A 22,969-nucleotide genomic window follows, 5' to 3' on the forward strand; every position below is an offset into this window, starting at 1 on the left:
AAAGGGCCGCCTCCCCAGAACCGATCCCCGAAAGTTGTCGTCCAACTTTCGGGGGCAGTTCAAACGACGAAAGTCTTTCAATCGGTATTACAGATCCGGTGTGGCTTCCTGCCTCCGTCATAGTCTTGCACGAGGCCGGCAAGCAGGAGGTTGCTTGCGGCATTGCGCCCGTCCGACAAGATGACGTCGGCGACGATGCGGCCGAAATATTTGTCGCCTGAAATACGCGTGAGTTGAATTCTGGAAGAGGCTGCGGCCAAGGTTTCCAAGGCCTGCTGCGCATCAAGCCCTTCCCGGCGGAGGTGATCGCATTTTGATTTCAATTCTGGCGCATCGATGCCGCGTATCCGGACATAGACTTCCATCTTTTGCTGCGGCCAGGGCTGGGCTTCAACCAGCAGGGTGTCGCCATCAATAACCCGCAGAATTTTCGCGGTGACAGGTCCTGAGATCTCCTCGCGCGCCGATGCTTGCGTGAAGAGGGTTGTGACGAAACCAGCCAGAATTAGAAGTTCCTTGAGCATGAAAGGAATAAATTCCGATCATGCGCCAAAGTCAATAGGAATATTTACCTTAAAAGTCGATTGCCCGGCCCTTGATTTCCCAATCGCCGAAACGGGCGGGATCGGCGCCACCGCGGCCGCCATATTCTGCCGGCGTCTCGGTCTTCGCTTCCGCCTGCCGGCGTTCCTCAGCTTCCTTCAGCGCGCGCTGGGCCGCTGGGGGCAGAGGTCTCGGTGGAGCTTCTTCCTTTGTGGCGGTGTCGCGATTGTCGTTCTCTGCGTTCTGCATCTTTCGGATCACTGGATGGTTTATTGAAAACTGCGGTCGAATTGACCACATCATAGGGCGTTCGTCGCCGCAGGAAAACCCTTGAGCGGCATCGGCAACGGAGAGATGACGATGAACGTGATGCGCACCGCCATGCTTCTGGCCTTCATGACGGCCCTGTTCATGGGCGTCGGATTCCTGATCGGCGGCAGGGGCGGGATGATGATTGCCCTGGTGATCGCGGCAGGCATGAATCTCTTTTCCTACTGGAATTCGGACAAGATGGTATTGTCCGCCTATCATGCCCAGGAGGTGGACGCACGCACGGCTCCGGAATTCTATAATATGATCCGGGACCTGGCGGCCAATGCAGGCCTGCCCATGCCGAAGGTCTACATCTATGATAATCCCCAGCCGAACGCCTTTGCCACGGGGCGCAACCCGCAGAATGCTGCCGTTGCCGCCTCCACGGGCCTCTTGCAGCGCCTGACGCATGAGGAGGTGGCGGGCGTGATGGCCCATGAGCTGGCGCATATCCAGAACCGCGACACGCTGACGATGACGATTACCGCGACGCTGGCGGGTGCTATCTCCATGCTCGGCAATTTCGCCTTCTTCTTCGGCGGCAACCGCGAGAACAATAGCAACCCGCTGGGTTTTATCGGCGTGCTGGTGGCGATGATCGTCGCGCCGCTCGCGGCCATGCTGGTGCAGATGGCGATCAGCCGCACCCGTGAATATTCCGCCGACCAACGTGGCGCCGAAATCTGCGGTAACCCGCTGTGGCTTGCCTCGGCGCTCGCCAAGATAGCCGGCGCGGCACATGCCATTCCCAATTATGACGCCGAACGCAATCCCGCTACAGCGCATATGTTCATCATCAATCCTCTGTCGGGCGAGCGAATGGATAACCTGTTTTCGACCCATCCAAACACCGAAAACCGGATTGCGGCCCTGGAGCAGATGGCAGGCAAGTTCCCCGGCGGCGGCTCGACGGGCGGCTTCAGGGCTGGTAGACCCCAGCGCACCGCGCGCTCCGTGCCGACGACCGGCTGGGGCCGCGGTTCCAATGAACCGCGAAAAGGTCCCTGGTCTTGAGTGAGCCCAAGAAAAACAAGAAGTCGCCTTCGCACAAGCAGTATCGCAGGAAACCGGACTTGCCCGCGCAAGGCCCCGTACAGGGCGAAGCGCTGAAACCGGGGCTCGAAGTGCGAGCGACCGCGGCCAAACTGCTGGCGGCGGTCGTGGATCGGAAGATCTCGCTCGACGGCATGCTCGATCCGGTCCATGGCAATCCGGCCTACAAAGCACTCAGCGATGCGGACCGCGCATTGACCCGCGCGATTCTCACAACGGCGCTGCGGCACCTGCCGCGGCTCGAAGCGGCAATTGCATCGCTGATCGAGACGCCGCTCCCGGAAGGCGCGCGCGCCCTCCACCACGTGCTTGTTACCGCTGCGGCGCAAATTCTCCATCTCGACGTGCCGCCCCATGCGGTTGTGGATCTTGCCGTTGAACAGGCCAATCGAGACCCACGTAACCGCCGTTTTGCAAAGCTCGTCAATGCCGTACTGCGCAGGCTGGTGCGCGAGAAGGACGAGGTTCTAGTACGAACAGCCTCTATCTCGCCCGTACCGGGCTGGTTCAGCCAACGGCTTGTCGCTGCTTACGGCGAGATTGCGGCGGCTCGCATCGCGGAGGCCCAGCTCGTGCCGCCGGCGATCGATCTGACAGTGAAGTCCAACCCAGAAGTTTGGGCCGAAAAACTCGGGGGCAAGCTTCTGCCGACAGGCAGTATCCGGATGCCGATGTTCGAAGGAGCGGTATCGGCGCTTGAAGGATTTGCGGAGGGTGTGTGGTGGGTGCAGGATGCGGCAGCCAGCATTCCTGCGAAACTTTTGGGGGATCTGAAGGGCAAGCGGGTGGCGGACCTTTGCGCAGCGCCGGGCGGCAAGACCGCGCAATTGGTCGCGGCCGGCGCTAAGGTGACGGCCGTCGAGCAATCTGCCAACCGATTGGCTCGATTGAAGGAAAATCTTGCGCGACTGAGCCTTGAGGCAGAGTTCATTGCCGGCGATCTTTTCGACTACAAGCCCGAAGAACTGCTGGACGGCGTCCTGCTCGACGCGCCCTGTTCCTCGACAGGCACGACGCGTCGGCACCCCGATGTGCTCTGGGTCAAAGGACCGGGGGATATCGCAAAGCTTGCTGCGTTGCAGGAAAAGATGCTGCGTCATGCAATCACGCTGGTGAAGCCCGGGGGCATCGTGGTTTTTTCCAACTGCTCGCTCGATCCTTCCGAAGGTGAGGAACTGGTGCAACGGGTGCTGGCAGATCATCCTGATCTGAAGCGTCGGCCTGCAGAAGCGCAGGATTGGCCCGGCTTGCAAGAGGCGATCTCTCCGCTTGGCGAATTCCGAACGACGCCGGCAATGTTACCAGGCGACGACGAATTCGCAGGTGGAATGGACGGATTCTTCGCAAGCGTGCTTCAGCGCCAGTAAGGCTTTGTTCACCATACAAGCCCATTGTTTCGAATGAGCTAAAGTGATTCCGGCCGACCGGCTGGAGATCGAATCCTGCGGAGTGTTCTAGATTGACCATGCGGCTCGCAGATCGCCGGAGGCTCTTCTCCTACGGCTTGCGGGAAATCTGGCGCCGCTTTTGCCGGCGGTCCGCCGGATTGCGTCTGGCTGCCACCTCTTTTTCTCTCCACGTTCCCGACCGGTTGATCGTTGCACCCACGGACTTGAGGTCGCTCGATCCTTTTGTCGCGGAAGAGATCCTTGAAGGCCGCTTTCCGTTAGCCGGCCGTATTCTGGAAACTTACGGGCGCTCGCCCTTTTCCGTCGAGCTTCCATCTCGCGCCTTTGCCGAGCGGCTGCACTCCTTTGCCTGGCTGAGGCATATCCGCACCAACAAGACCGAAGCCAGCTGTGCCCATGTTCGTCAGGTGGTGGCCGACTGGATAGCACTCTACGGTCGGCGGCCGAAGGGGTTGGCATGGGAGGCAAATGTGGCGGCCGAGCGGGTGATCGCCTGGCTCTCCCACTCCACGGTTGTCTTGCAGGGTGCCGAGGCGGGTTTTTACCGGCGCTTCATGAAAAGCCTAGCTTATCAGGTACGCTACCTACGGAAGATAGCCGGCTGTACGCCCGAAGGCGATACCCGGCTGAGGCTCCGCATCGCGCTCGCCATGGCCTCGATCTCGATGCCGACGCGGGCTGCCTATATCCGCCGCGAAGGCAATCGGCTCGACCGGGAGCTGGAACGCCAGATCCTGCCGGACGGAGGCCATGTATCGCGCAATCCGCGGACGGTGCTCGACCTGCTCATCGACCTTCTGCCGCTTCGACAGACCTATATCAACCTGGGCCACGACCTGCCGCAGAAGCTCATCCCGACAATCGACCGAATGTATCCCGCCCTGCGTTTCTTCCGTCACCAGGATGGTGATCTTGCTCTGTTCAACGGGGCCAGTGCCACGCCTGCAAGCGAGCTGATGTCCGTATTGCGGTACGACGAAACCGCCGGCAAGCCGTTCAAGGCCCTGCCGCACATGAATTACCATCGGCTTTCGGCAGAAGGCACCACGCTGATCGTCGATACGGGGCATGCGCTTTCGACGGAGCTTTCACGCGGAGCTCATGCCGGCTGCCTTTCGTTCGAAATGTCCTCCGGCCGGCACCGCTTCATCGTCAACAGCGGCGCGCCGAAACATGGCAGCCGTACCTACCGGCAGATCGCCCGCTCGACCGCCGCCCATTCGACCGTGACGCTCAATGAAACATCCTCCGGCCGCGTTGCCCGATCCAGGCTGGCGGGGCCGATCTTACTTGGCGGCGTATCGGAGGTGGAGGTGGAACGCTGGGACGACCCGCATGGCAACGACTGGCTGCGGGCTATCCACGATGGCTATGTCCGCGAATTCGGCTATCTGCACGAGCGCGAGATCGGACTCAACGCCAAGGGGAACAAGATCAAGGGGCATGATCGCTTGTTCCTGCCCGAAGGAGAGGCAGCCGACGACGATCCCTTCAGCGCAGCGGCACGGTTTCATATCCACCCGGCGATTACGCTCCTGCGACGTGATGAAGAAAGCGTCGTCATGCGCGCGGCGGATGGCGAAACGTGGGTTTTCGCAGCTCCCGGCCTGCAGGTCTTGATCGACGAGGATATCTTTTTTGCGGATGTTTCCGGTGCCAGGCCGAGCCAGCAGCTCGTCATCGAGTTCTCCCTGCCGCACATATCGGAAATCCGTTGGATGCTGAGGCGCGGCGAATAGGCTTCCCCTGAGGGCAGAAGCTATGCTAACGGCGGCAATCCTTCGCAGTGCCGATCTATGGCGCGTTCCCAGGAGAGACCGATGGCCGTCGTTTCCAAAAAAATCCCTGCTCCCGATCGTATCAAAATTCGCACCGCGCTGCTTTCGGTCTCCGACAAGACCGGCATCATAGAGCTCGCTGAGGCCTTGGTCTCTCAGGGCGTGAGGCTGTTGTCGACAGGCGGAACACACAAGGCGATCGCGGCGACGGGTCTTCCCGTGACCGACGTATCGGAAGTGACGGGTTTTCCGGAAATCATGGACGGTCGCGTAAAGACGCTGCATCCGACCGTGCATGGCGGACTTCTCGCCATCCGGGACGACCAGGAGCATGCGGCCGCGATGAAGGAGCACGGGATCGAAGCCATCGATCTCGCCGTCATCAATCTTTATCCCTTCGAAGAGGTGCGCGCCGCCGGCGGCGATTATCCGACCACGGTTGAGAATATCGACATCGGCGGGCCCGCGATGATCCGCGCCTCAGCCAAGAACCATGCCTATGTCGCGACCGTCGTCGATCCCTCCGACTATCCTGCACTCATCGAAGCGCTGCGGACCAACGATGGGCAAACGGTCTATGCCTTCCGTCAGAAGCTTGCCGCCAAAGCCTATGCGCGCACAGCGGCCTATGACACGGCGATCTCCAACTGGTTCGCCGAAGCGCTGGACATCGAAATTCCACGCTACCGGACGATTGGCGGTGTGTTGAAAGAAGAGATGCGATACGGCGAAAACCCGCACCAGAGCGCGGGCTTCTACGTTACCGGCGAAAACCGCCCCGGCGTCGCCACCGCCAAGCTTCTGCAAGGAAAGCAGCTTTCCTACAACAACATCAACGACACGGATGGGGCTTTCGAGCTAATTGCCGAGTTTGCGCCCGCAAAGGCGCCGGCCTGTGCCATCATCAAGCATGCCAATCCTTGTGGCGTGGCGACGGGCCCGAGCTTGAAGGACGCCTATCTGCGGGCGCTTGCCTGCGATTCCACCTCCGCTTTCGGCGGCATCATCGCATTAAACCAGCTTCTTGACGGCGAGACTGCCGAAGAAATCGTCAAGCTGTTCACCGAAGTGATCATCGCTCCCGAGGTTTCGGACGAAGCCAAGGCAATCATTGCCACGAAGAAAAACCTGCGGCTACTGGTGACCGGCGGCCTGCCGGACCCGCGCTCGCGGGGGATCACCGCCAAGACCGTTTCAGGCGGGCTCCTCGTCCAGACCCGGGATAACGGCATGATCGAGGATATCGATCTGCGTGTCGTGACGAAGCGGGCGCCGAGCGAGCGCGAGCTCGAAGACATGAAGTTCGCCTACAAGGTGGCCAAGCACGTGAAGTCCAATGCAATCGTTTATGCCAAGGACGGCCAGACCGCCGGCATCGGCGCCGGACAGATGAGCCGGGTAGATTCCGCACGCATCGCCGCCATCAAGGCGGAGGAAGCGGCAAAGGCCATGGGTTGGGCGGAACCGATGACCAAGGGTTCAGCTGTTGCCTCGGAGGCTTTCTTTCCCTTTGCCGACGGCCTGCTATCGGCGATCGCGGCCGGCGCAACGGCCGTTATCCAGCCGGGCGGCTCGATGCGCGACGATGAGGTGATTGCCGCTGCCGACGAGCACAACGTTGCCATGGTCTTTACCGGCATGCGCCATTTCCGGCATTGATCAGCCGACTATCATTCCGGTGCTGCGTCGGGGTTACCGGCCGGGTATGGCGTCGTAAGCAGCAAGAGGAAACCAGCCAGCAGGAAGAGGATCAGCGTGGCCATTCCCAGCCGCGCCGATCCGGTCGCATAGGTGGCCAGCGAAAAGAAGAGTGTCGCCATGAAACTGGTAGCCCGGCCCGACAGCGCGTAGATCCCGAAAAACCGACCTGCTTCGGAAGAACTGACGCTGCGGGCAAGATAGGAGCGCGACGAAGCCTGCACAGGGCCGAAGGCGACGCCTATCAACAGGCCGAAGAGCAGATAGGCTTTTTCAGCAGCTGTTCCGAACAACCCTCCTCCGTCGTCCATGGGCAGCGGAAGCATGCCGAAGAAGACGAAACCTGGGCCCGTCGAGACAATGCCGAGGGTTGCAATCAGCAGGCATACGAGGCTCGCTGAGACGACACGCTTCGATCCCATCGCCTTGTCGAGCGCACCGGCGGCAATGCAGCCGAAGATGGCAACCACGTTCAGCAGGATTCCGAAGATGCCGATTTCTATCGTGGCCCAACCGAACATTCCAGCAGCGAAGGTGCCGCCAAGGATCAGCACGCCGTTGACGCCGTCCTGATAGAGCATGCGCGCGATCAAGAACCTGGAAATGCCCGCCCTCTGCTTCAATTCACGGACAGTTCCTGCAAGCTCCTGCAAGCCGGAGCGTACAGCCTCTGCAAAGGGCATCGCCTTTCTGGTGTCGGGCGTGAAGAAAAACATGGGAAGAATGAAGAGGAAATACCAAAGCGCCGCGATCGGGCCGGTAATGCGGGCGTCTTCTCCGAGATGAGGGTCGAGCCCGAACAGCGGGGGAATGCCGATCAGGGTCAACCCGGTATCCGGGCTTGCTGCGAGGAGCGCCACCACTGCGATCAGCACGATCATGCCGCCGAGATAACCGAGGCCCCAGGCGACATTCGAAACCCTGCCGACCTCGTCCTTGCTGATGAGGCGCGGCATCATGGAATCGTTGAAGACGGTGGAAAACTCGGCTGCGATGGAGGCCAGGATCATGAAAATCAGCGGCCAAATGATCGGGGAGCCGGGCGCTGCGAACCACAACATAGCGACGCAGGTGATTTTGACCGCGGCGAAAGACGCGATCCATGGCTTTCGAGGACCCGATTGATCGGCGATCGAGCCGAGGATCGGTGACAGTATGGCAATGGTGATCGAGGAGATCGTCGCCATATTGCTCCAGGCTGCCTGTGCCGAGACAGGGTCACTGGTCAATCGGGCGACGAAATAGGGGCCGAACACGAAGGTCGTGACGACGGTAAAAAAGGGCTGAGCTGCCCAGTCGAAGAGCATCCAGCCCCAGATACCGCGCCGGCTGGATTTCGCCGGCGCTTCCTCAATCACATGAACAGCCATTTTACCCCCCGGATCAGAGCGCTCAAACCTCTTCAAGCGATGAAGGTCATTCTGGTAAACAAGTCGTCCAGGGGACATAGCTGCGTTATGCCCCGCCTGGAATGCCATGATCATGGTGGGGACCGCCGGACGGTCTGCGGCCTCTCCCCTTTGCTAGATTGCCGGTCCGCGTGCGAGATCTCCGAGAAGCCCGGCGGCAACGGTGATCTTGGGAAGCGTGAGATCGCTGCCCTCGCTCAGAGCCATAAGTTCTGCTCCGATGCGGTTCACGCGCGTCCGGTCATTGCCAACCCACGCCTGCAGCGGCTTCTTTTCCTTTGGATGAGCCGTGAGGGCGGCGATGATGATGTCACGTCGGGCTGAGGCGATCTGCTGCAGGCTGCGTGAAAGCGCCAGACTCTCGTAGTGATCTGAGGTGGCAATTCGCTCGCCGGCACCGATCAGCCGATTGATGCGGAACGTCTCGGTGACAGCGAAGTAGCTTTCCGTTGCGCGCGCCATGGTCTCGCCGGTACGATTGGCAACCAGCATGATTTCGGGCAGGAGAACCAGGGTTGGCAACAGCAGGATTTCCCGTGCGACCGCCGAAGGGACGCCCTGTGCCTCGAACTCCGTGGCCTGTGCCGCGGTTTCCAGAATGCTTCCGGCGGTGATGGAGGAACGCAGGCCCTTAATTGCGGCTCTGAGCCGGCTCATGGCACCGGTCATATCGCCGGCGCCGACCTGCGTCTGAAGAATGAGCCGGGTCGCTTCCGCGAAGATCAGCGTGGTGCGGGCGTAGAGATCGTTTTGGACCTGGCCCGAAATCCGGCCGTCCAATGCATCGATTTCCGCCCACAGCTTCGGCAGGTCGAAACTGTCGCGTGCCAGAAAAGCTGCCTTGACGACATTTGATGCCGCAGCGCCCGTCACGTCACTCATCAGCTGTACGAAACCGGGCCCACCCCGATTGATGGCCTCATTGGCCAAGGCGGTTGCCACGATCTCCCGATGCAGGCGATGATTTTCGATATCGGCTGCGTAGGGCTTCTGCATCTTTGCCGGGAAATAAGCTTTCAGCACGGCAGAAAAATAGGGATCGTCCGGGATGGAGCTGTCGATCAGTGCGTCGAACAGGACGATCTTCGAATAGGAGAGCAGAATACCGATTTCCGGCCGGGTCAGGGGGCGGTTGGAAAGATACCGTTCGGCCAGTTCGTTGTCATCGGGAAGCGTTTCCACCTTACGGTTCAGGAGGCCCTGGCTCTCAAGCACGGACATGAGGCGTGACAGTTCTTCCCGGTTGGCGACGCCCTTTCTCTCGGTAAGGGAGATTGCCAGCGGCTGAAGATAATTGTTGCGCAGAACGAGCCCGGCCACCTCGTCGGTCATCGAGGAGAGAAGCTGGTTGCGCTTCTCCCGCGTCAACCGACCGTCCTGCATCGCCGAGTTGAGCGCGATCTTGATGTTGACCTCGACGTCCGAGGAATTGACGCCCGCGGAATTGTCAATCGCGTCCGAATTGCAGCGCCCGCCGGCGAGCGAATAAGCGATGCGGCCCTTTTGGGTGACGCCAAGATTGGCACCCTCGCCGATCACGCTCGCACGCACGTCCGCCGCAGTAATGCGGATCGGATCGTTGGCGCGGTCGCCCACTTCGGTGTCGGCTTCGGAAGCGGCCTTGATATAGGTGCCGATGCCACCGAACCAGAGCAGGTCTACGGGGCTCTTCAGGATCGCCGTCATGATCTCGAAAGGCGTTGCCGTCGTCTTGTCGATGCCGATCGCTGCGGCCGCTTCCGGGGTCAGCCTAACGGCCTTCTCGGCTCTCGAAATGATCATACCGCCTTTGGACATCGTCGTCCGGTCGTAATCCTGCCAGCTCGACCGCGGCAGGGCGAAGAGGCGCTCGCGTTCGACAAAGGACTTTTCAGTGTCCGGATCAGGATCGATGAAGATGTCACGATGATCGAAGGCGGCAATGAGCCTGATCTTGCGGGACAGCAGCATTCCGTTGCCAAAAACGTCGCCGGACATATCTCCGACACCAGCCACAGTGAAGGGCGTGGTCTGGATGTCGATGTCCTTCTCGCGGAAATGCCGCTTGACGGCCTCCCAGGCGCCGCGGGCGGTAATGCCCATCTTCTTGTGGTCGTAGCCGGCGGAGCCCCCTGAGGCGAAGGCGTCGTCCAGCCAGAAGCCGGCTTCCTGGGCCAATCCGTTGGCGGTGTCGGAGAAGGTGGCGGTGCCTTTGTCGGCCGCTACGACAAAATAGGGGTCGTCGCCGTCGATGCGCATCGTATCCGCCGGCGGTACGATTTCGCCATCGACGATGTTGTCGGTGATAGAGAGCAACGTTCTGATATAGGTCTTGTAGGCTTCCCGTCCGGCGTTAAAGACCTCGTCGCGGGAGCCTCCGACGGGCAGCATCTTGGGGAAGAACCCCCCTTTGGCGCCCACCGGTACGATGACCGCGTTCTTGACCTGCTGGGCCTTCACTAGGCCCAAAACCTCGGTTCGGTAATCCTCGCCACGATCCGACCAGCGCAAGCCGCCGCGTGCAACTCTGCCGAAGCGCAAATGCACGCCTTCGACCTCGGTGCCGTAAACGAAGATCTCTCGGAACGGTTTTGGCTCAGGCAGCCCGTCGAGGAGTTTTGGATCGAGCTTGAAGGCCAACATTCGCTTTGGTGATCCTTGGGCGTCGCGCTGGAAATAGTTCGTCCTCAGGGTGGCATCGACGGCGTTGACGAAACGGCGCAGCGTCCGGTCCTCGTCGAGGTTCGGGACGTTACCGAGAGCGGCTTCGATCTCGGCATGGGCTTCCGTCAGCTTCTTCACCCGCACCTTTTCTCCAAGCTTCGGATCGAAGCCGTCGCGGAAGAGACGGAAGATGGCGGCCGAGATGGCAGGGTATTTGTTCAGCGTGTCGGCGATGTAATTTTGCGAGTATACGATCCCGGTCTGGCGAAGATATCGGGAATAGGCTCGCAACACAGTGACTTCTCGTGCGGAAAGTCCGGCGAGCAGCACCAGCCGGTTCAGACCATCATTGTCGATTGCGCCATCGAAAGCCGATAGGAAGGCCTCCTCCAGTAACATGCCTTCATGGGAAAGGTCGATTTCCCGCGCATTATTAACCTGCAATTCCATGTCGTGCAGTACGACCAATTTGCGATCACTCCCCAACCCGACATTGAGTTCGAAAGTCTGCTCGCTGACCACATGGAAACCCAGGTTTTCAAGAAGCGGTACACGGCGGGAGAGCGAGAGGTGCCGGCCCTTGTGGAAAATCTTCAGCGAAACGGTGGCGGCAGTATCGGCGGGGCGGCGATAGAAGGCGATGCGGATCGTTTCACCGGCAGCGCAGGCGACGATATCGGGAAGATCCTCAAAGGTTTCCTCGGGGGAAAAGGCTTCCTGGAAGGCCTGCGTTACGGAGAGGCGAGGGCCTTGTTTTGCCAAGGCCGCAAAACGATCCTCCCAAGGGGTCGCGATAAGTCGGATTGCCTCTTCGAGCTTTGCCTGCGGAACACGTGGAGTCTTGCCGCCGCGTCGACCTACGATCATGTGTACGCGGGCCAAACCGCCTTCCGGAAAGGCCGGATAGTAGGCAGAGATATGCCCGTCGTAGATATTTGCGAGATAGTCGCCCACCTTTTCACGCACCAGAGAATTGTAATCCTCCCGCGGAACGTAAATGATCACCGAAACGAACCGATCGAAATGATCGATGCGTGGCAGCGCGCGTACACGAGGCCGTTCGCTCAATTCCATGATCTGCTCGCAGAAGCGAGCAAGCAGGTCGGTGTCGATCTGGAAAAGGTCGTCACGCGGATAGGATTCCAGCGTATTTGCCAGCATGCGGCCTGAATGGCTGTCCGGATCGAAGCCGAAGTGTTCCTCAATTCTGGCGGCCTTGGCGCGCAGGAGCGGGATATCGCGAACGGAGTGGGTATAGGCGGTGGCCGTGAAGAGGCCGACGATGCGCAGTTCTCCGACGACCTCGCCATTCTCGTCGAAACGCTTGACGCCGACATAGTCCATATAAGCCCGACGATGGACCACGGATTTCACGTTTGCTTTCGTGACGATCAGGAAATCCGGTCCATCGAGGAATTCAAGGATTTCCGGTGTGGTCGTCACGGCGTCCTTGCCCTGGCGCAACACCAGGACGTCCGGGTCGGACAATATGCCCAGACCACGGCCTTTGCCGCGCTCCACCTTCGCTTCGGGGCCTTTGCCGGAATAGACATATTCCCGCATGCCGAGAAAAGTGAAATTGTCGTCGCGCAGCCATTCCAGGAATGCGATCGCCTCTTCGCGATCGGCCTTCCGACGGCTGGTCGAATTGTTGAGTTGGCCGGCGGCGCCCTTGAGAACATCCAGCATCGCGCTCCAATCGGAGATGGACAGGTGCACCTGATCCAGGATGTAACCAAGGCGTTCTGTCAGCGCCGTTGACTGCTCCTGCGAGAGTGGCGCGATATGGATCTGTATCAGGCTTACGTGATGAGCTGGATTCCCAGGATTCTCATTAGAGCGAAGCACCGGCTCCTTGCCTGGCTCAAGAAGCAATATCGGGTGAACGGCCAGCATCAGATCACGGTGGGTGGCCGTCACCTCACCCATGACTGAATCGAAAAGGAAAGGCATGTTCCGATCGACAATCGTCAAGACGGAAACCGGCACGCCTTTGGGCTCCACCCCGGCTATAGGCGTTACCGTGATATCCGCCCTGACCCGTGGCCAAGCATTCAACCGTTCGGCCGCGTGCCTTGCGGATAGGGCCAGCATTTCAGGAGTATAGTTCTCAAGGTCGTCATTGCTGGCTCGGCCAAACAGGATGAGGGGGTCCAGAAGCGGTCCCTTGTCCTGGGTGGCAACCTTGCGCGCGTTTTCAATCTGTTTTTCACGCTTCGGATTCTGCCTGACGGCCATATTTTCTCCCTCCCCTTTTTTGATTAAACCGAATTATTTCATGCTCTGTCATCTTGCGGCAACGTGGCCGATCCATGTCCGCATGCGAGGTTGCCGCATTCTTCTCGACTATTATTGACACAGCGGTGCGAAGAAACCATCAACAGGCCATTGAAGTCGGAAAGCGGATCCATGCAGGACAACAGCAATGCCGTCATCGTCATTTCCAGCCACGTCATCCGCGGCTCCGTCGGCAATCGCGCCGCCGTTTTCGCCTTGGAAACGCTTGGATATCCAGTGTGGGCAATGCCAACCATCGTTCTTCCCTGGCATCCGGGTCATGGGCCTTCCACGAGGTTGACTTTCCACGAATCGGATTTCGACAAAGCTATAGACGATCTCATCCGCGCGCCATGGCTGGGTGAGGTAAAGGCCGTCCTGACGGGCTATTTTGGAAATGCAGCCCAGCCGCGTTCGGTGGCTCGGCTGGTTCGGGCCTTGAGGGAGAAGAATCCGCAACTCCTCTATGTCTGCGACCCGGTGATGGGCGACCTCGGCGGGCTCTATATCCCGCAGCCGACCGCGGAGGCGATCCGCGACGAACTCATTCCGCTTGCCACCATTGCCACGCCCAATCGTTATGAGCTTGCCTGGCTTTCAGGGGCGCCACTGGAAACCAACAACGAGATCATGGACGCAGCGATCGCGCTCGGACCGCCCCGCATTCTGGTGACCTCTGCCGTTCCGATGATGGCAGGCGGCACAGGCAATCTCTATCTCACCGGAAAACATGCGTTGCTTGCCGAACATCGGCTGATCGACAATCCGCCGAACGGCCTCGGCGATCTCCTCAGCGCACTTTTCCTGGGGCGTATTCTGGCAGGCATGGAAGAGGAAAAGGCGCTGCAGCTTGCGACGGCAAGCGTCTTCGAGATTCTGGCGCGCACGGCCAAGCGGGGAGGCGACGAACTGACATTGGAGACCGACGCTTCCAGCCTCTCCACGCCGATGGCGATGGTACAGATGCGCAGGCTCGTGCACCCGCTGCAACGGGCGAAGCGGTGATTCGGTTCTCATCTTAGCAACTGCACAAATGACCGTTGAAATTAGGCGCCTGCCGCTATAATCGTTTTCCCCATGACGGATTTTCCAGACAGACTTCTAGCGGGCTACCGCAGTTTCATGAGCGGGCGTTACGCCGACGAACGCGAACGCTACCGGGTGCTGGCCGAAACCGGACAGAAACCCCACGCGCTTCTCATTGCCTGTTGCGATTCCCGCGCTGCGCCGGAAACTATTTTCGATTGCGGCCCGGGCGAACTTTTCGTGGTCCGCAACGTCGCCAACATGGTACCGCCCTATGAGCCGGACAGTCAGTTTCACGCCACTTCGGCGGCGGTGGAATACGCGGTACAGGTGCTGGAGATCGAGAATATCGTAGTAATGGGCCATGGCCGCTGTGGCGGAATCCGGGCAGCGCTCGATCCGGCGATGGAGCCGCTTTCGCCCGGCGACTTCATCGGTCGGTGGATGGCGCTGGTCCGGCCGGCGGCCGAACTGATCCAAAGCAATGATTTTATGACCCAGGCCGAGCGGCAGACGGCACTTGAACGCGTGTCGATCCGCAACTCGATCGCCAATCTCGAAACATTTCCGTTCGTGCGCAAACGCTGCGAGAAAGGCGAACTCAGCATCCATGGTGCCTGGTTCGACATCTCGACCGGCGAATTGTGGGTGATGAACGAGAAGGGCGACTTCATTCGTCCGGAGCTGGACGATCCGCGCCTTCAGGCCGAACAGGCGTCGGCCTGACCTGATTTTTCCGAGTTACCGACCGTCGATCTCGGCGCCGATATAGGCGATCGCCCGCTGATAGACGCTTGCGGCATTCCAGCCCTGGATGGCACCGAAATTCGGTTCCCCGGGCTGGTAGCCGGCACCGGCTCGCCAGCCATGTCCACGCAGGAAATTGGCGGTCGAGGCAAGCGCGTCGGCGCGCGAGCGAACCATATCGATATGGCCATCCCCGTCCCCATCGGCGCCGTAGCGTACGACGTTTAGCGGCAGGAACTGGGTTTGGCCGATCTCGCCGTGAGCCGCACCCTTGGCCGAGGTGCTCAGGTCTCCGCGAGCGACGAGCTGGAGAGCGGCGTAGAGCTGTTCCGTGAAGTAGGCCGAACGGCGGCAGTCATAAGCCAGCGTTGCGACGGCAGACAGCGTATGTTGATTGCCCATGAAGCCGCCGAAGCCGGTCTCCATGCCCCAGATGGCAAGGAGCGGTCCGGCCGGCACGCCGTAACGGCGTTCGATCGAGGCGAAGAGGGATGCATTGCCGGACTTCATGCTTTTGCCGCGGGAGATGATGGCGGCCCCGCCACGTTTGCGCATGAATTCGTCAAAGGAGAGCTTGAAGCTTTTCTGACCCCGATCGGCTCGGATCGTTTCGCGGTTATAAGAGACGCCGGCGAAGGCTTTTTCCACTACCGACGGGCTGATGCCATTCGCCGGAGCCACGCGCTTGAACTCGTCGACCCACCGGGCAAAGCCGGATGAGTCGTTACCGCATTGAAGCGCTGCAAAAGCCGGAGTGGTGGTCAAACCGGTTGCAATCAATCCTGCCAGCAAAATCTTCTTCATGCAGTTAACCCGTGGTCAGCCGGATCGCCTGGCCGCAGCGTCCGGAGGATGTGTTTTTCGGCCTTATGGCGGTGGTTGCAAACTTTCGCAACTCACCCGTTCATGAACAGTTCGTGATGCGCGATGATTCGGAGAGAAAACCCCGCCATTTCTGGCAGGGTTTCTATCCTAACATGTTTAATAAATTAATCGCTTTCAGGCGGCTGCCTTGCGCGGCTTGATCAGCCCCCGATTGACGAGAAGCTCGGCAATCTGCACGGCGTTCAGCGCGGCACCCTTGCGCAGGTTGTCGGAAACGACCCACATATTGAGACCGTTTTCAACCGTTGCATCTTCGCGAATGCGGGAGATGTAGGTGGCATCTTCACCGGCGCACTCGTAAGGCGTGATGTAGCCGCCGTTTTCGTGCTTGTCGATCACCAGGCAGCCCGGAGCTTCGCGCAGGATATCGCGGGCCTGGTCGGCGGTGATCTCGTTTTCGAACTCGATGTTGACCGATTCCGAATGACCGATGAAGACGGGGACGCGCACGGCCGTGCAGGTTACCTTGATCTTCGGGTCAAGCATCTTCTTGGTTTCGGCCAGCACCTTCCATTCCTCCTTCGTATACCCGTCTTCCATGAAGACATCGATATGCGGGATGACGTTGAAGGCGATGCGCTTGGTGAACTTCTTCGTCTCGACCGGGTCGGCGACAAAAACGGCGCGGGTCTGGGTAAAGAGCTCGTCCATGCCTTCCTTGCCTGCACCGGAAACGGACTGGTAGGTGGAAACCACGACGCGCTTGATCTTGGCGAAGTCGTGGAGCGGCTTCAGCGCGACGACGAGTTGAGCGGTCGAGCAGTTCGGGTTGGCGATGATGTTTTTCCTGGTAAATCCATCGATCGCATCCGGGTTCACTTCCGGCACGATTAGCGGCACTTCCGAGTCGTAGCGCCAGGCAGACGAGTTATCGATGACGACGCAGCCCTGGGCGCCGATCTTGGGCGACCACTTCTTGGAGATCTCGCCGCCGGCCGACATCAGGCAGATGTCGGTGTCCGAAAAGTCGTAGTTTTCGAGATTGGAAACCTTCAGCGTCCGGTCCCCGTAGGACACTTCGGTGCCCTGGGAACGAGCGGAAGCGAGCGCCACAACCTCATCCGCTGGAAAGCCGCGTTCGGAAAGAATAGTCAGCATTTCCCTGCCGACATTGCCGGTTGCCCCGGCGACTGCAATCTTGAAACCCATTTTCTTGCTCTCTTTCTGTCTCTCCTCGATCCGGTGAGGGGGAAGCCGCGGGATCTTGTCCGCGTATTCCTGGTCCCCGGCCTTGCCGGGGAGAGAGCGGCGGCCAGAGACGTCAGACGGTTTTCGTCGTCGTTTTGGCCATGGTTTTGAAGAAAGCGGAAAAACATCCGCGCTGCCCGAGCTGAGCAGCCGGCAGTGCGAAGGCAGCGATGTCGAATTCGCAAGCACGCATAGATGTGTCTTTCCGTTCGCGAAGGTGTTTAGAAGATTTTCGCCATGAGTCAAGCGAGGCCTGCATTGTCGGCGCAGCTACGACACTGCACCGCACCATTTCAGTTCGAGGAAATCGCGGTATTAGACGAAAGTCATAATCCCAAAGCATCTCTCTTCCTTTGGCCAGAATTCTGCCAATCTGCGACAATGCGTCGCCTTATTCATGTCCAGGAGGGAAAAGGACACGGAGCCGGCACGCGAGTTTATTCTTTGGGAGGACGACAATGGCTAATGTCGCAACGACCGCCGAGGTAAGAACCGGCGGTATGACGCGAGAGGAGAAGAAGGTTATCTTCGCCTCGTCGCTCGGCACTGTTTTCGAATGGTATGACTTCTATCTTTACGGCTCATTGGCAACCTTCATCGGCGCTGCCTTCTTCAGCCAGTATCCGGAAACGACCCGGAACATCTTTGCTCTATTGGCCTTTGCAGCGGGCTTCCTGGTCCGTCCTTTCGGGGCGCTTGTGTTCGGCCGTCTCGGCGACCTCGTCGGACGCAAATACACCTTCCTCGTCACCATTCTGATCATGGGTCTTTCGACCTTCCTGGTCGGCATTTTGCCGGGCGCAGCCTCCATCGGGATCGCGGCCCCCATTCTTCTGATTGCCCTGCGCATGCTACAGGGTCTGGCGCTCGGCGGCGAATATGGCGGTGCTGCGACTTATGTCGCCGAACATGCGCCGCATGGCCGACGCGGCTTCTTCACGTCCTGGATTCAAACCACGGCGACGCTTGGCCTGTTCCTGTCGCTGCTCGTCATCCTCGGCATCCAGCTGCTCGTGGGAAAAGAAGCGTTTGCAGCCTGGGGCTGGCGCGTTCCGTTCCTTCTCTCGGTCATCCTGCTCGGCGTTTCGGTCTGGATCCGCCTGAAGATGAACGAATCGCCTGCCTTCAAGAAAATGAAGGAAGAGGGCAAGGGATCGAAAGCGCCGCTCACCGAGGCATTCGGCCAGTGGCGGAATGCGAAGATCGCACTTCTCGCCCTGTTCGGCGCCGTGGTCGGCCAGGCCGTCGTCTGGTATTCCGGCCAGTTCTACGCGCTGTTCTTCCTTCAGAATATTCTCAAGGTTGATGCGCAGTCCGCAAACCTGATGGTTGCCGCGTCGCTTCTTCTGGGCACCGGCTTCTTCGTCTTCTTCGGCTGGCTTTCCGATAAGATCGGACGCAAGCCAATCATCATGGCGGGCCTACTTCTGGCCATGGTGACCTATTTCCCGCTGTTCAAGGCTATGACCTGGGCCGGCAATCCGGCTCTGGCGCAGGCTCAGGAAACCGTGCGGGCGACAGTGACGGCAGCTCCGGGCGACTGCAAATTCCAGTTCAACCCGACCGGCACTGCTAAATTCACCACCTCTTGCGATATTGCGACGGCTTACCTGACGCGCAATTCGGTGCCTTACGATGTCGTTGCAGGGCCGGCTGGACAACCTGCTACGGTCAAGATCGGCGATTCGACGATCACCAGCTATGACGCCATCGCCGCCGGTGCCGATGCAAAGGCCAAGGATGGAGCATTCCAGAAGCAGGTGAACATTGCCCTGCAGACGAGCGGTTATCCGCTGGCACGCGCTGCCTCCAAGGTGCCGGATGCAAAACTTGATGCCTTCGTTGCAGCCAATCCGGAACTGAAGCTTGATGCTGCCGCCATTCGCGCCGGCAACAAGGCCTCGGTTTCCGGCCCGGATCTCGTCTCGCAGAAGCTGCTGACGGCACAAGAAGCCACGGGCGTGACGGAGATGGCAGTTTATACCGTCCCGAACTCCGGCGCCTTCTCGATGGTAGCAGATCCGCAGGCGGTCAACTGGGTGACGATCATCGCCATCCTCACGGTGCTGGTAATCTACGTTACCATGGTCTACGGCCCGATCGCGGCACTGCTGGTCGAACTCTTCCCGACCCGCATCCGCTATACCGGCATGTCGCTGCCCTATCATATCGGCAACGGCTGGTTCGGCGGTCTTCTGCCGGCAACGGCATTCGCTATGAGTGCCGCCAAGGGCGATATCTATTACGGCCTCTGGTATCCGATTGTATTTGCGGGCATCACGCTGGTGATCGGCTTGCTCTTCCTGCCGGAAACCAAGGACCGGGATATCCACGCCGAATAGTCCTTCACAGCAAGGAACCGATAAGGAGAAGGCCCGGTGCAGGAAATTGCGCCGGGCCTTCTTTCATTCAAGCCTTTTCCTCACGCTTTGGCGGCATTCCGCGCGGCGGGAAAGACGCATTTGAGCGGTCAGGGCGCATGATCAAGGGTATCGGTCGGCGTAAAACCGGCCACCCGCCCGGCTCCTGCCTGAACAGCAAACCATAACGCGAGAACACGATTGCCATGAGAATCGAGAACCAGGCGCCAAAGGAAAGGCCGGCGATGACGTCGCTTGGATAGTGGGCGGCGACGATGACGCGCGAGAAACCGACCCAAAGGCTCATGACCAGAAAAAGAAGCCTGTAGGGTGGGGCAAGGATGGCCATGGCCATCAGAAATGCCCCTACAGTCGTCGCATGGCCGGAGGGAAAGCTCTCGAAGCGGGAGCCGGAAAAGGGATTGAACCCGTATGAACTCCACTCTTCGTAAAGAACGGGGCGTGCGCGCCCAATGACGCGCTTCAAGAGGTTGACCGCCAGGCCTGAGCCGGCAACGCAGATAAAGAGGTAGATGGCCATATGGCTGACGAGCATTGCCTGGAAACGTGTCTTCAGCGTCGGTGCAAGCCGGATGACCGCCAGCGCCTCAAAGAAAATGACAGCGCTTCCAAACAGGATCCAGCCGGATTTGCCGAGGTCGGTAATGGTTTCCCCAAAAGGCTTCAGAAGGTTGCGGGTATGGGCCGCATAGGAACCGACAGGAGCGTCCAGCAGGAAAAAGGCGATCAGGATCAGGTTGACCGTAACCAGCGCGTAGGACCACCACCGGGGCGAGGAAGACCCTGAACGGTAGCGATAGCGGCGGTGTTTCAGTTTTTCGATTGTCCGTTTCATCAGCCTTTATCCGTGGCGCGGGAGCGATCCCCGTGCTCTCTCCCATAGATTTCTCGATATGGGTAGCCAGACGCTGAAAACAAAACGGCGAAAGGGTCTTTCCGCTCTTTGCGGAAAGACCGGTAGGGCATCAGGCGGAGAGGCTGACGAACTCCTTGAGGATCGCGTCGCCCATTTCGGACGTGCCCACTTTGCGGCAGCCCTCGGCCATGATGTCGCCGGTACGGATGCCCTGATCCAGCACGTTGGCGATCGCCTTTTCCAGATTTTCCGCTTCCTTGATCATGTTGAAGGAATAACGCAGGCACATGGCAAAGGAGGCGATCATAGCAATCGGGTTGGCAATGCCCTGGCCGGCGATGTCGGGGGCCGAGCCGTGGACAGGTTCATAAAGCGCCTTGCGCTTGCCCGTCTTGGCGTCGGGCGCGCCGAGCGAAGCGGACGGCAGCATGCCGAGCGAGCCGGTCAGCATTGCCGCGACGTCGGAAAGCATGTCGCCGAACAGATTGTCCGTAACGATGACGTCAAACTGCTTCGGTTGGCGCACCAGCTGCATGCCGCCGGCATCGGCCAGCATGTGTTCGAGTTTTACGTCCGAATAGGAGCGCTTGTGGGTTTCGGTGACCACTTGGTTCCAGAGCACGCCGGACTTCATGACGTTGCGCTTTTCCATGGAGCAGACGGCATTGCCGCGGGTACGGGCCAGCTCGAAGGCAACGCCGGCAATCCGCTCAATCTCGTAGGTATCGTAAACCTGCGTGTCGATGCCGCGCTTCTGTCCATTGCCGAGATCGATGATTTCCTTCGGTTCGCCGAAATAGACGCCGCCAGTCAGTTCGCGAACGATCAGAATGTCGAGACCTTCGACCAGTTCCGGCTTCAGAGACGAAGCGGATGCGAGAGCCGGATAGCAGATGGCAGGTCTCAGATTGGCGAAGAGCTCCAAGTCCTTGCGCAGACGCAGCAGGCCGGCTTCCGGGCGGACCTCGTAAGGAACATGATCCCATTTCGGCCCGCCGACGGCGCCAAAGAGCACCGCATCCGCCTTCATGGCCTTGGCCATGTCTTCCTCGGAAATAGCGACACCGTGAGCATCATAGGCTGAGCCCCCGACCAAGCCTTCGTCGAGCACGAAATCGGCCTGCATGGCGCTGTTCATATGAGCGATGATCTTGCGGACTTCGCCCATGGCCTCAGGGCCGATACCGTCGCCGGGAAGGAGGAAGAGGTTCTTTGCCATATCTTGTGGTGTCCTTGGTTTTTTCAGGCTCAGGTCCTCCCGCGCGGATCTCGCGCCTGGCGAAACCTCGTCCGAGCCTGTCGAGGACGAGGCTGGAAAAGTTCAGGAACTACCGGCGCCAATGCGGGCGGTGACTTCGATTTCGATTTTCATTTCAGGCGTGGTGAGGCCGCAGACGACCATGGTCGCGGCGGGACGGACTTCAGAAAAGGTTGCACCGAGCACATCAACGACGGCGTCATAGTCGACCATATCGACCAAGTAATAACGCACACGCACGATATCTTGCAGACCGCTTCCGGCCTCCTTCAGTGCTTTTTCGATGGTGCCGAGCGCGTTGCGCGTCTGGGCGGCGACATCGTCCGGCATTTCCATCTTCGCATAATCGTAGCCCGTCGTGCCGGAGACGTAGACCATGTCCCGGTCCACGACTGCGCGTGAATAACCGATCCGCGCTTCAAAAGGCGATCCGGAGGAAATCCGCTTGACCATGAGAGCGTCCGATCAGAGCCAGGGGCGCTCGGTGCGGTTCTTGGTCTCGAAGCTCCTGATTGCGGCATCACTCTTCATGGTCGAGGCGATGTCGTCGAGGCCTTCGAGCATGATGTGGCGACGGCCGGGATCGATGTCGAAATGGATCGAGCCGCCGTCCGGACCGGTGATTTCCTGAGCTTCTAGGTCTACCGTGAGAACCGCGTTCGAGCCGCGTTCGGCATCGTCCATCAACTTTTCCAAGTCTTCCGGGCTGACGACGATCGGCAGAATGCCGTTCTTGAAGCAGTTATTATAGAAGATGTCCGCGAAGCTGGTTGAGATGACGCAGCGAATGCCGAAATCGAGCAGCGCCCAGGGAGCATGCTCACGGGAAGAGCCGCAGCCGAAATTGTCGCCGGCCACCAGAATCTTGGCATTTCTGTATGCGGGCTTATTCAGCACGAAACCCGGGTTTTCAGCGCCGTCTTCGGTGTAACGGGCTTCCGCAAAGAGGCCTTTGCCGAGGCCGGTGCGCTTGATCGTCTTGAGGTAGTCCTTCGGAATGATCATGTCCGTATCGATATTCACGACCGGAAGCGGCGCTGCGACGCCGGTGAGTTTGGTGAATTTTTCCACGATCTGCCTCCACATGGACTAATCTGCGGAAGCTGCCATAAAGCAAATCGACAAGGATTTGAAGGGCTGTTTGCCTGGAACCGGTACGCCGATGTGCTGGTTTTCAGCGCCTTTTAGCCTTTAAAGGGCGTTTCCGGTTTACAGGTCTATGATCGTTCCGCGTCCGTCGTTCCAGACATGCATCTCGCGCTTGTCCGTCTTCGCCCGCACCGGAACCGGCTTCAGCCGCGCTGAAACTGCTCGTCCGATGGAAAGAACTGCAAGAATACCGGCAAAGGCGACAGTGAGTGACGCCGTCAGAAGCGCTGCCATGGCGAACAAGGCAATCGCCGATACGATGACGAAGAAAACGCGAATATTATGCATGATCCAAACCTTTCTCGTTGAAGAATGTGGGCTCTCGCGCCCTTTCTTGCAAGGGGTTTTGCGCATTGC

18 protein-coding genes are annotated in these 22,969 nt (G+C 59.4%); 7 read left to right on the forward strand and 11 right to left on the reverse strand.

All coding sequences use genetic code 11. The features are described from left to right. Positions 1–77: 77 nt before the first annotated feature. Both EDE05_RS15440 and EDE05_RS15445 read right to left on the reverse strand, forming a co-directional pair. Positions 78–524, reverse strand: a complete 447-nt coding sequence (locus EDE05_RS15440) for a thermonuclease family protein (protein WP_112796010.1) — start codon at positions 522–524, stop codon at positions 78–80. Positions 525–573: 49 nt separating this feature from the next. Next, a complete protein-coding gene (locus EDE05_RS15445) occupies positions 574–792 on the reverse strand; it encodes a DUF1674 domain-containing protein (RefSeq protein WP_105372186.1) in 219 nt (72 codons plus the stop codon). A gap of 111 nt (positions 793–903) precedes the next feature. On the opposite strand from EDE05_RS15445, the gene htpX reads away from it, so the two are divergent. The 4 genes from htpX (at position 904) to purH (ending at position 6,754) form a co-directional block, all read left to right on the forward strand. Further along, a complete protein-coding gene (htpX, locus tag EDE05_RS15450) occupies positions 904–1,869 on the forward strand; it encodes a zinc metalloprotease HtpX (RefSeq protein WP_105372270.1) in 966 nt (321 codons plus the stop codon). 59 nt (positions 1,870–1,928) lie between these two features. Next, positions 1,929–3,275, forward strand: coding sequence for a transcription antitermination factor NusB (locus EDE05_RS15455; protein WP_245505137.1), 1,347 nt, complete (start codon positions 1,929–1,931; stop codon positions 3,273–3,275). A gap of 98 nt (positions 3,276–3,373) precedes the next feature. Next, complete coding sequence (locus EDE05_RS15460) at positions 3,374–5,056, forward strand: heparinase II/III family protein (protein ID WP_105372184.1); 1,683 nt, start codon at positions 3,374–3,376, stop codon at positions 5,054–5,056. An 81-nt stretch (positions 5,057–5,137) separates the two neighbouring features. Next, a complete protein-coding gene (gene purH, locus EDE05_RS15465; RefSeq protein ID WP_105372183.1) occupies positions 5,138–6,754 on the forward strand; it encodes a bifunctional phosphoribosylaminoimidazolecarboxamide formyltransferase/IMP cyclohydrolase in 1,617 nt (538 codons plus the stop codon). Positions 6,755–6,765: 11 nt separating this feature from the next. On the opposite strand, the gene EDE05_RS15470 is transcribed toward purH, so the two are convergent. Both EDE05_RS15470 and EDE05_RS15475 read right to left on the reverse strand, forming a co-directional pair. After that, positions 6,766–8,163, reverse strand: coding sequence for an MFS transporter (locus tag EDE05_RS15470; protein WP_105372182.1), 1,398 nt, complete (start codon positions 8,161–8,163; stop codon positions 6,766–6,768). Positions 8,164–8,316: 153 nt separating this feature from the next. Continuing rightward, entirely contained in the window at positions 8,317–13,083 is a 4,767-nt protein-coding gene (locus EDE05_RS15475) for an NAD-glutamate dehydrogenase (protein ID WP_132411076.1), read from the reverse strand. Positions 13,084–13,254: 171 nt separating this feature from the next. Here EDE05_RS15475 and pdxY point away from each other — a divergent pair, with 171 nt between their 5' ends. Further along, positions 13,255–14,127 carry a pyridoxal kinase PdxY gene (pdxY, locus tag EDE05_RS15480; protein ID WP_105372180.1) on the forward strand — a complete coding sequence of 291 codons (873 nt, stop codon included), beginning with the start codon at positions 13,255–13,257 and terminating at the stop codon, positions 14,125–14,127. Positions 14,128–14,199: 72 nt separating this feature from the next. Continuing rightward, positions 14,200–14,874 carry a carbonic anhydrase gene (locus tag EDE05_RS15485; protein WP_105372179.1) on the forward strand — a complete coding sequence of 225 codons (675 nt, stop codon included), beginning with the start codon at positions 14,200–14,202 and terminating at the stop codon, positions 14,872–14,874. A gap of 15 nt (positions 14,875–14,889) precedes the next feature. Here the strand turns inward: EDE05_RS15485 and EDE05_RS15490 are convergent, their stop codons facing one another. Both EDE05_RS15490 and EDE05_RS15495 read right to left on the reverse strand, forming a co-directional pair. Next, positions 14,890–15,699 carry a lytic transglycosylase domain-containing protein gene (locus EDE05_RS15490; protein WP_105372178.1) on the reverse strand — a complete coding sequence of 270 codons (810 nt, stop codon included), beginning with the start codon at positions 15,697–15,699 and terminating at the stop codon, positions 14,890–14,892. Between the two features lie 195 nt (positions 15,700–15,894). Then, on the reverse strand, positions 15,895–16,929 hold the full coding sequence (locus EDE05_RS15495; protein WP_105372177.1) for an aspartate-semialdehyde dehydrogenase: 1,035 nt from the start codon (positions 16,927–16,929) through the stop codon (positions 15,895–15,897). A 497-nt stretch (positions 16,930–17,426) separates the two neighbouring features. Here EDE05_RS15495 and EDE05_RS15500 point away from each other — a divergent pair, with 497 nt between their 5' ends. Continuing rightward, entirely contained in the window at positions 17,427–19,310 is a 1,884-nt protein-coding gene (locus EDE05_RS15500; RefSeq protein ID WP_105372176.1) for an MFS transporter, read from the forward strand. A 67-nt stretch (positions 19,311–19,377) separates the two neighbouring features. Here EDE05_RS15500 and lpxE read toward each other — a convergent pair whose 3' ends face one another. The 5 genes from lpxE to EDE05_RS15525 form a co-directional block, all read right to left on the reverse strand. After that, positions 19,378–20,184, reverse strand: a complete 807-nt coding sequence (gene lpxE, locus EDE05_RS15505) for a lipid A 1-phosphatase LpxE (RefSeq protein WP_105372175.1) — start codon at positions 20,182–20,184, stop codon at positions 19,378–19,380. Between the two features lie 130 nt (positions 20,185–20,314). Next, positions 20,315–21,424 (reverse strand): 3-isopropylmalate dehydrogenase, encoded by a 1,110-nt coding sequence (leuB, locus tag EDE05_RS15510; RefSeq protein ID WP_105372174.1) that lies wholly within the window; start codon positions 21,422–21,424, stop codon positions 20,315–20,317. A 102-nt stretch (positions 21,425–21,526) separates the two neighbouring features. After that, entirely contained in the window at positions 21,527–21,916 is a 390-nt protein-coding gene (locus EDE05_RS15515) for a RidA family protein (protein WP_105372173.1), read from the reverse strand. A 12-nt stretch (positions 21,917–21,928) separates the two neighbouring features. Further along, positions 21,929–22,534, reverse strand: a complete 606-nt coding sequence (leuD, locus tag EDE05_RS15520) for a 3-isopropylmalate dehydratase small subunit (RefSeq protein ID WP_105372269.1) — start codon at positions 22,532–22,534, stop codon at positions 21,929–21,931. Positions 22,535–22,672: 138 nt separating this feature from the next. Further along, entirely contained in the window at positions 22,673–22,900 is a 228-nt protein-coding gene (locus tag EDE05_RS15525; protein ID WP_105372172.1) for a hypothetical protein, read from the reverse strand. Positions 22,901–22,969: the final 69 nt, after the last annotated feature.

The organism is Neorhizobium sp. R1-B (assembly GCF_004368875.1).
GTDB lineage: Bacteria > Pseudomonadota > Alphaproteobacteria > Rhizobiales > Rhizobiaceae > Neorhizobium > Neorhizobium huautlense.

Coding starts and splice junctions, on each gene's coding strand:
- EDE05_RS15525 (WP_105372172.1), bottom strand. CDS start 22,900: ATGCATAATATTCGCGTTTTCTTCGTCATCGTATCGGCGATTGCCTTG.
- EDE05_RS15515 (WP_105372173.1), bottom strand. CDS start 21,916: ATGGTCAAGCGGATTTCCTCCGGATCGCCTTTTGAAGCGCGGATCGGT.
- EDE05_RS15490 (WP_105372178.1), bottom strand. CDS start 15,699: ATGAAGAAGATTTTGCTGGCAGGATTGATTGCAACCGGTTTGACCACC.
- htpX (WP_105372270.1), top strand. CDS start 904: ATGAACGTGATGCGCACCGCCATGCTTCTGGCCTTCATGACGGCCCTG.
- EDE05_RS15440 (WP_112796010.1), bottom strand. CDS start 524: ATGCTCAAGGAACTTCTAATTCTGGCTGGTTTCGTCACAACCCTCTTC.
- EDE05_RS15485 (WP_105372179.1), top strand. CDS start 14,200: ATGACGGATTTTCCAGACAGACTTCTAGCGGGCTACCGCAGTTTCATG.
- lpxE (WP_105372175.1), bottom strand. CDS start 20,184: ATGAAACGGACAATCGAAAAACTGAAACACCGCCGCTATCGCTACCGT.
- EDE05_RS15475 (WP_132411076.1), bottom strand. CDS start 13,083: ATGGCCGTCAGGCAGAATCCGAAGCGTGAAAAACAGATTGAAAACGCG.
- EDE05_RS15495 (WP_105372177.1), bottom strand. CDS start 16,929: ATGGGTTTCAAGATTGCAGTCGCCGGGGCAACCGGCAATGTCGGCAGG.
- pdxY (WP_105372180.1), top strand. CDS start 13,255: ATGCAGGACAACAGCAATGCCGTCATCGTCATTTCCAGCCACGTCATC.
- EDE05_RS15500 (WP_105372176.1), top strand. CDS start 17,427: ATGGCTAATGTCGCAACGACCGCCGAGGTAAGAACCGGCGGTATGACG.
- EDE05_RS15470 (WP_105372182.1), bottom strand. CDS start 8,163: ATGGCTGTTCATGTGATTGAGGAAGCGCCGGCGAAATCCAGCCGGCGC.
- EDE05_RS15460 (WP_105372184.1), top strand. CDS start 3,374: ATGCGGCTCGCAGATCGCCGGAGGCTCTTCTCCTACGGCTTGCGGGAA.
- purH (WP_105372183.1), top strand. CDS start 5,138: ATGGCCGTCGTTTCCAAAAAAATCCCTGCTCCCGATCGTATCAAAATT.
- EDE05_RS15445 (WP_105372186.1), bottom strand. CDS start 792: ATGCAGAACGCAGAGAACGACAATCGCGACACCGCCACAAAGGAAGAA.
- leuB (WP_105372174.1), bottom strand. CDS start 21,424: ATGGCAAAGAACCTCTTCCTCCTTCCCGGCGACGGTATCGGCCCTGAG.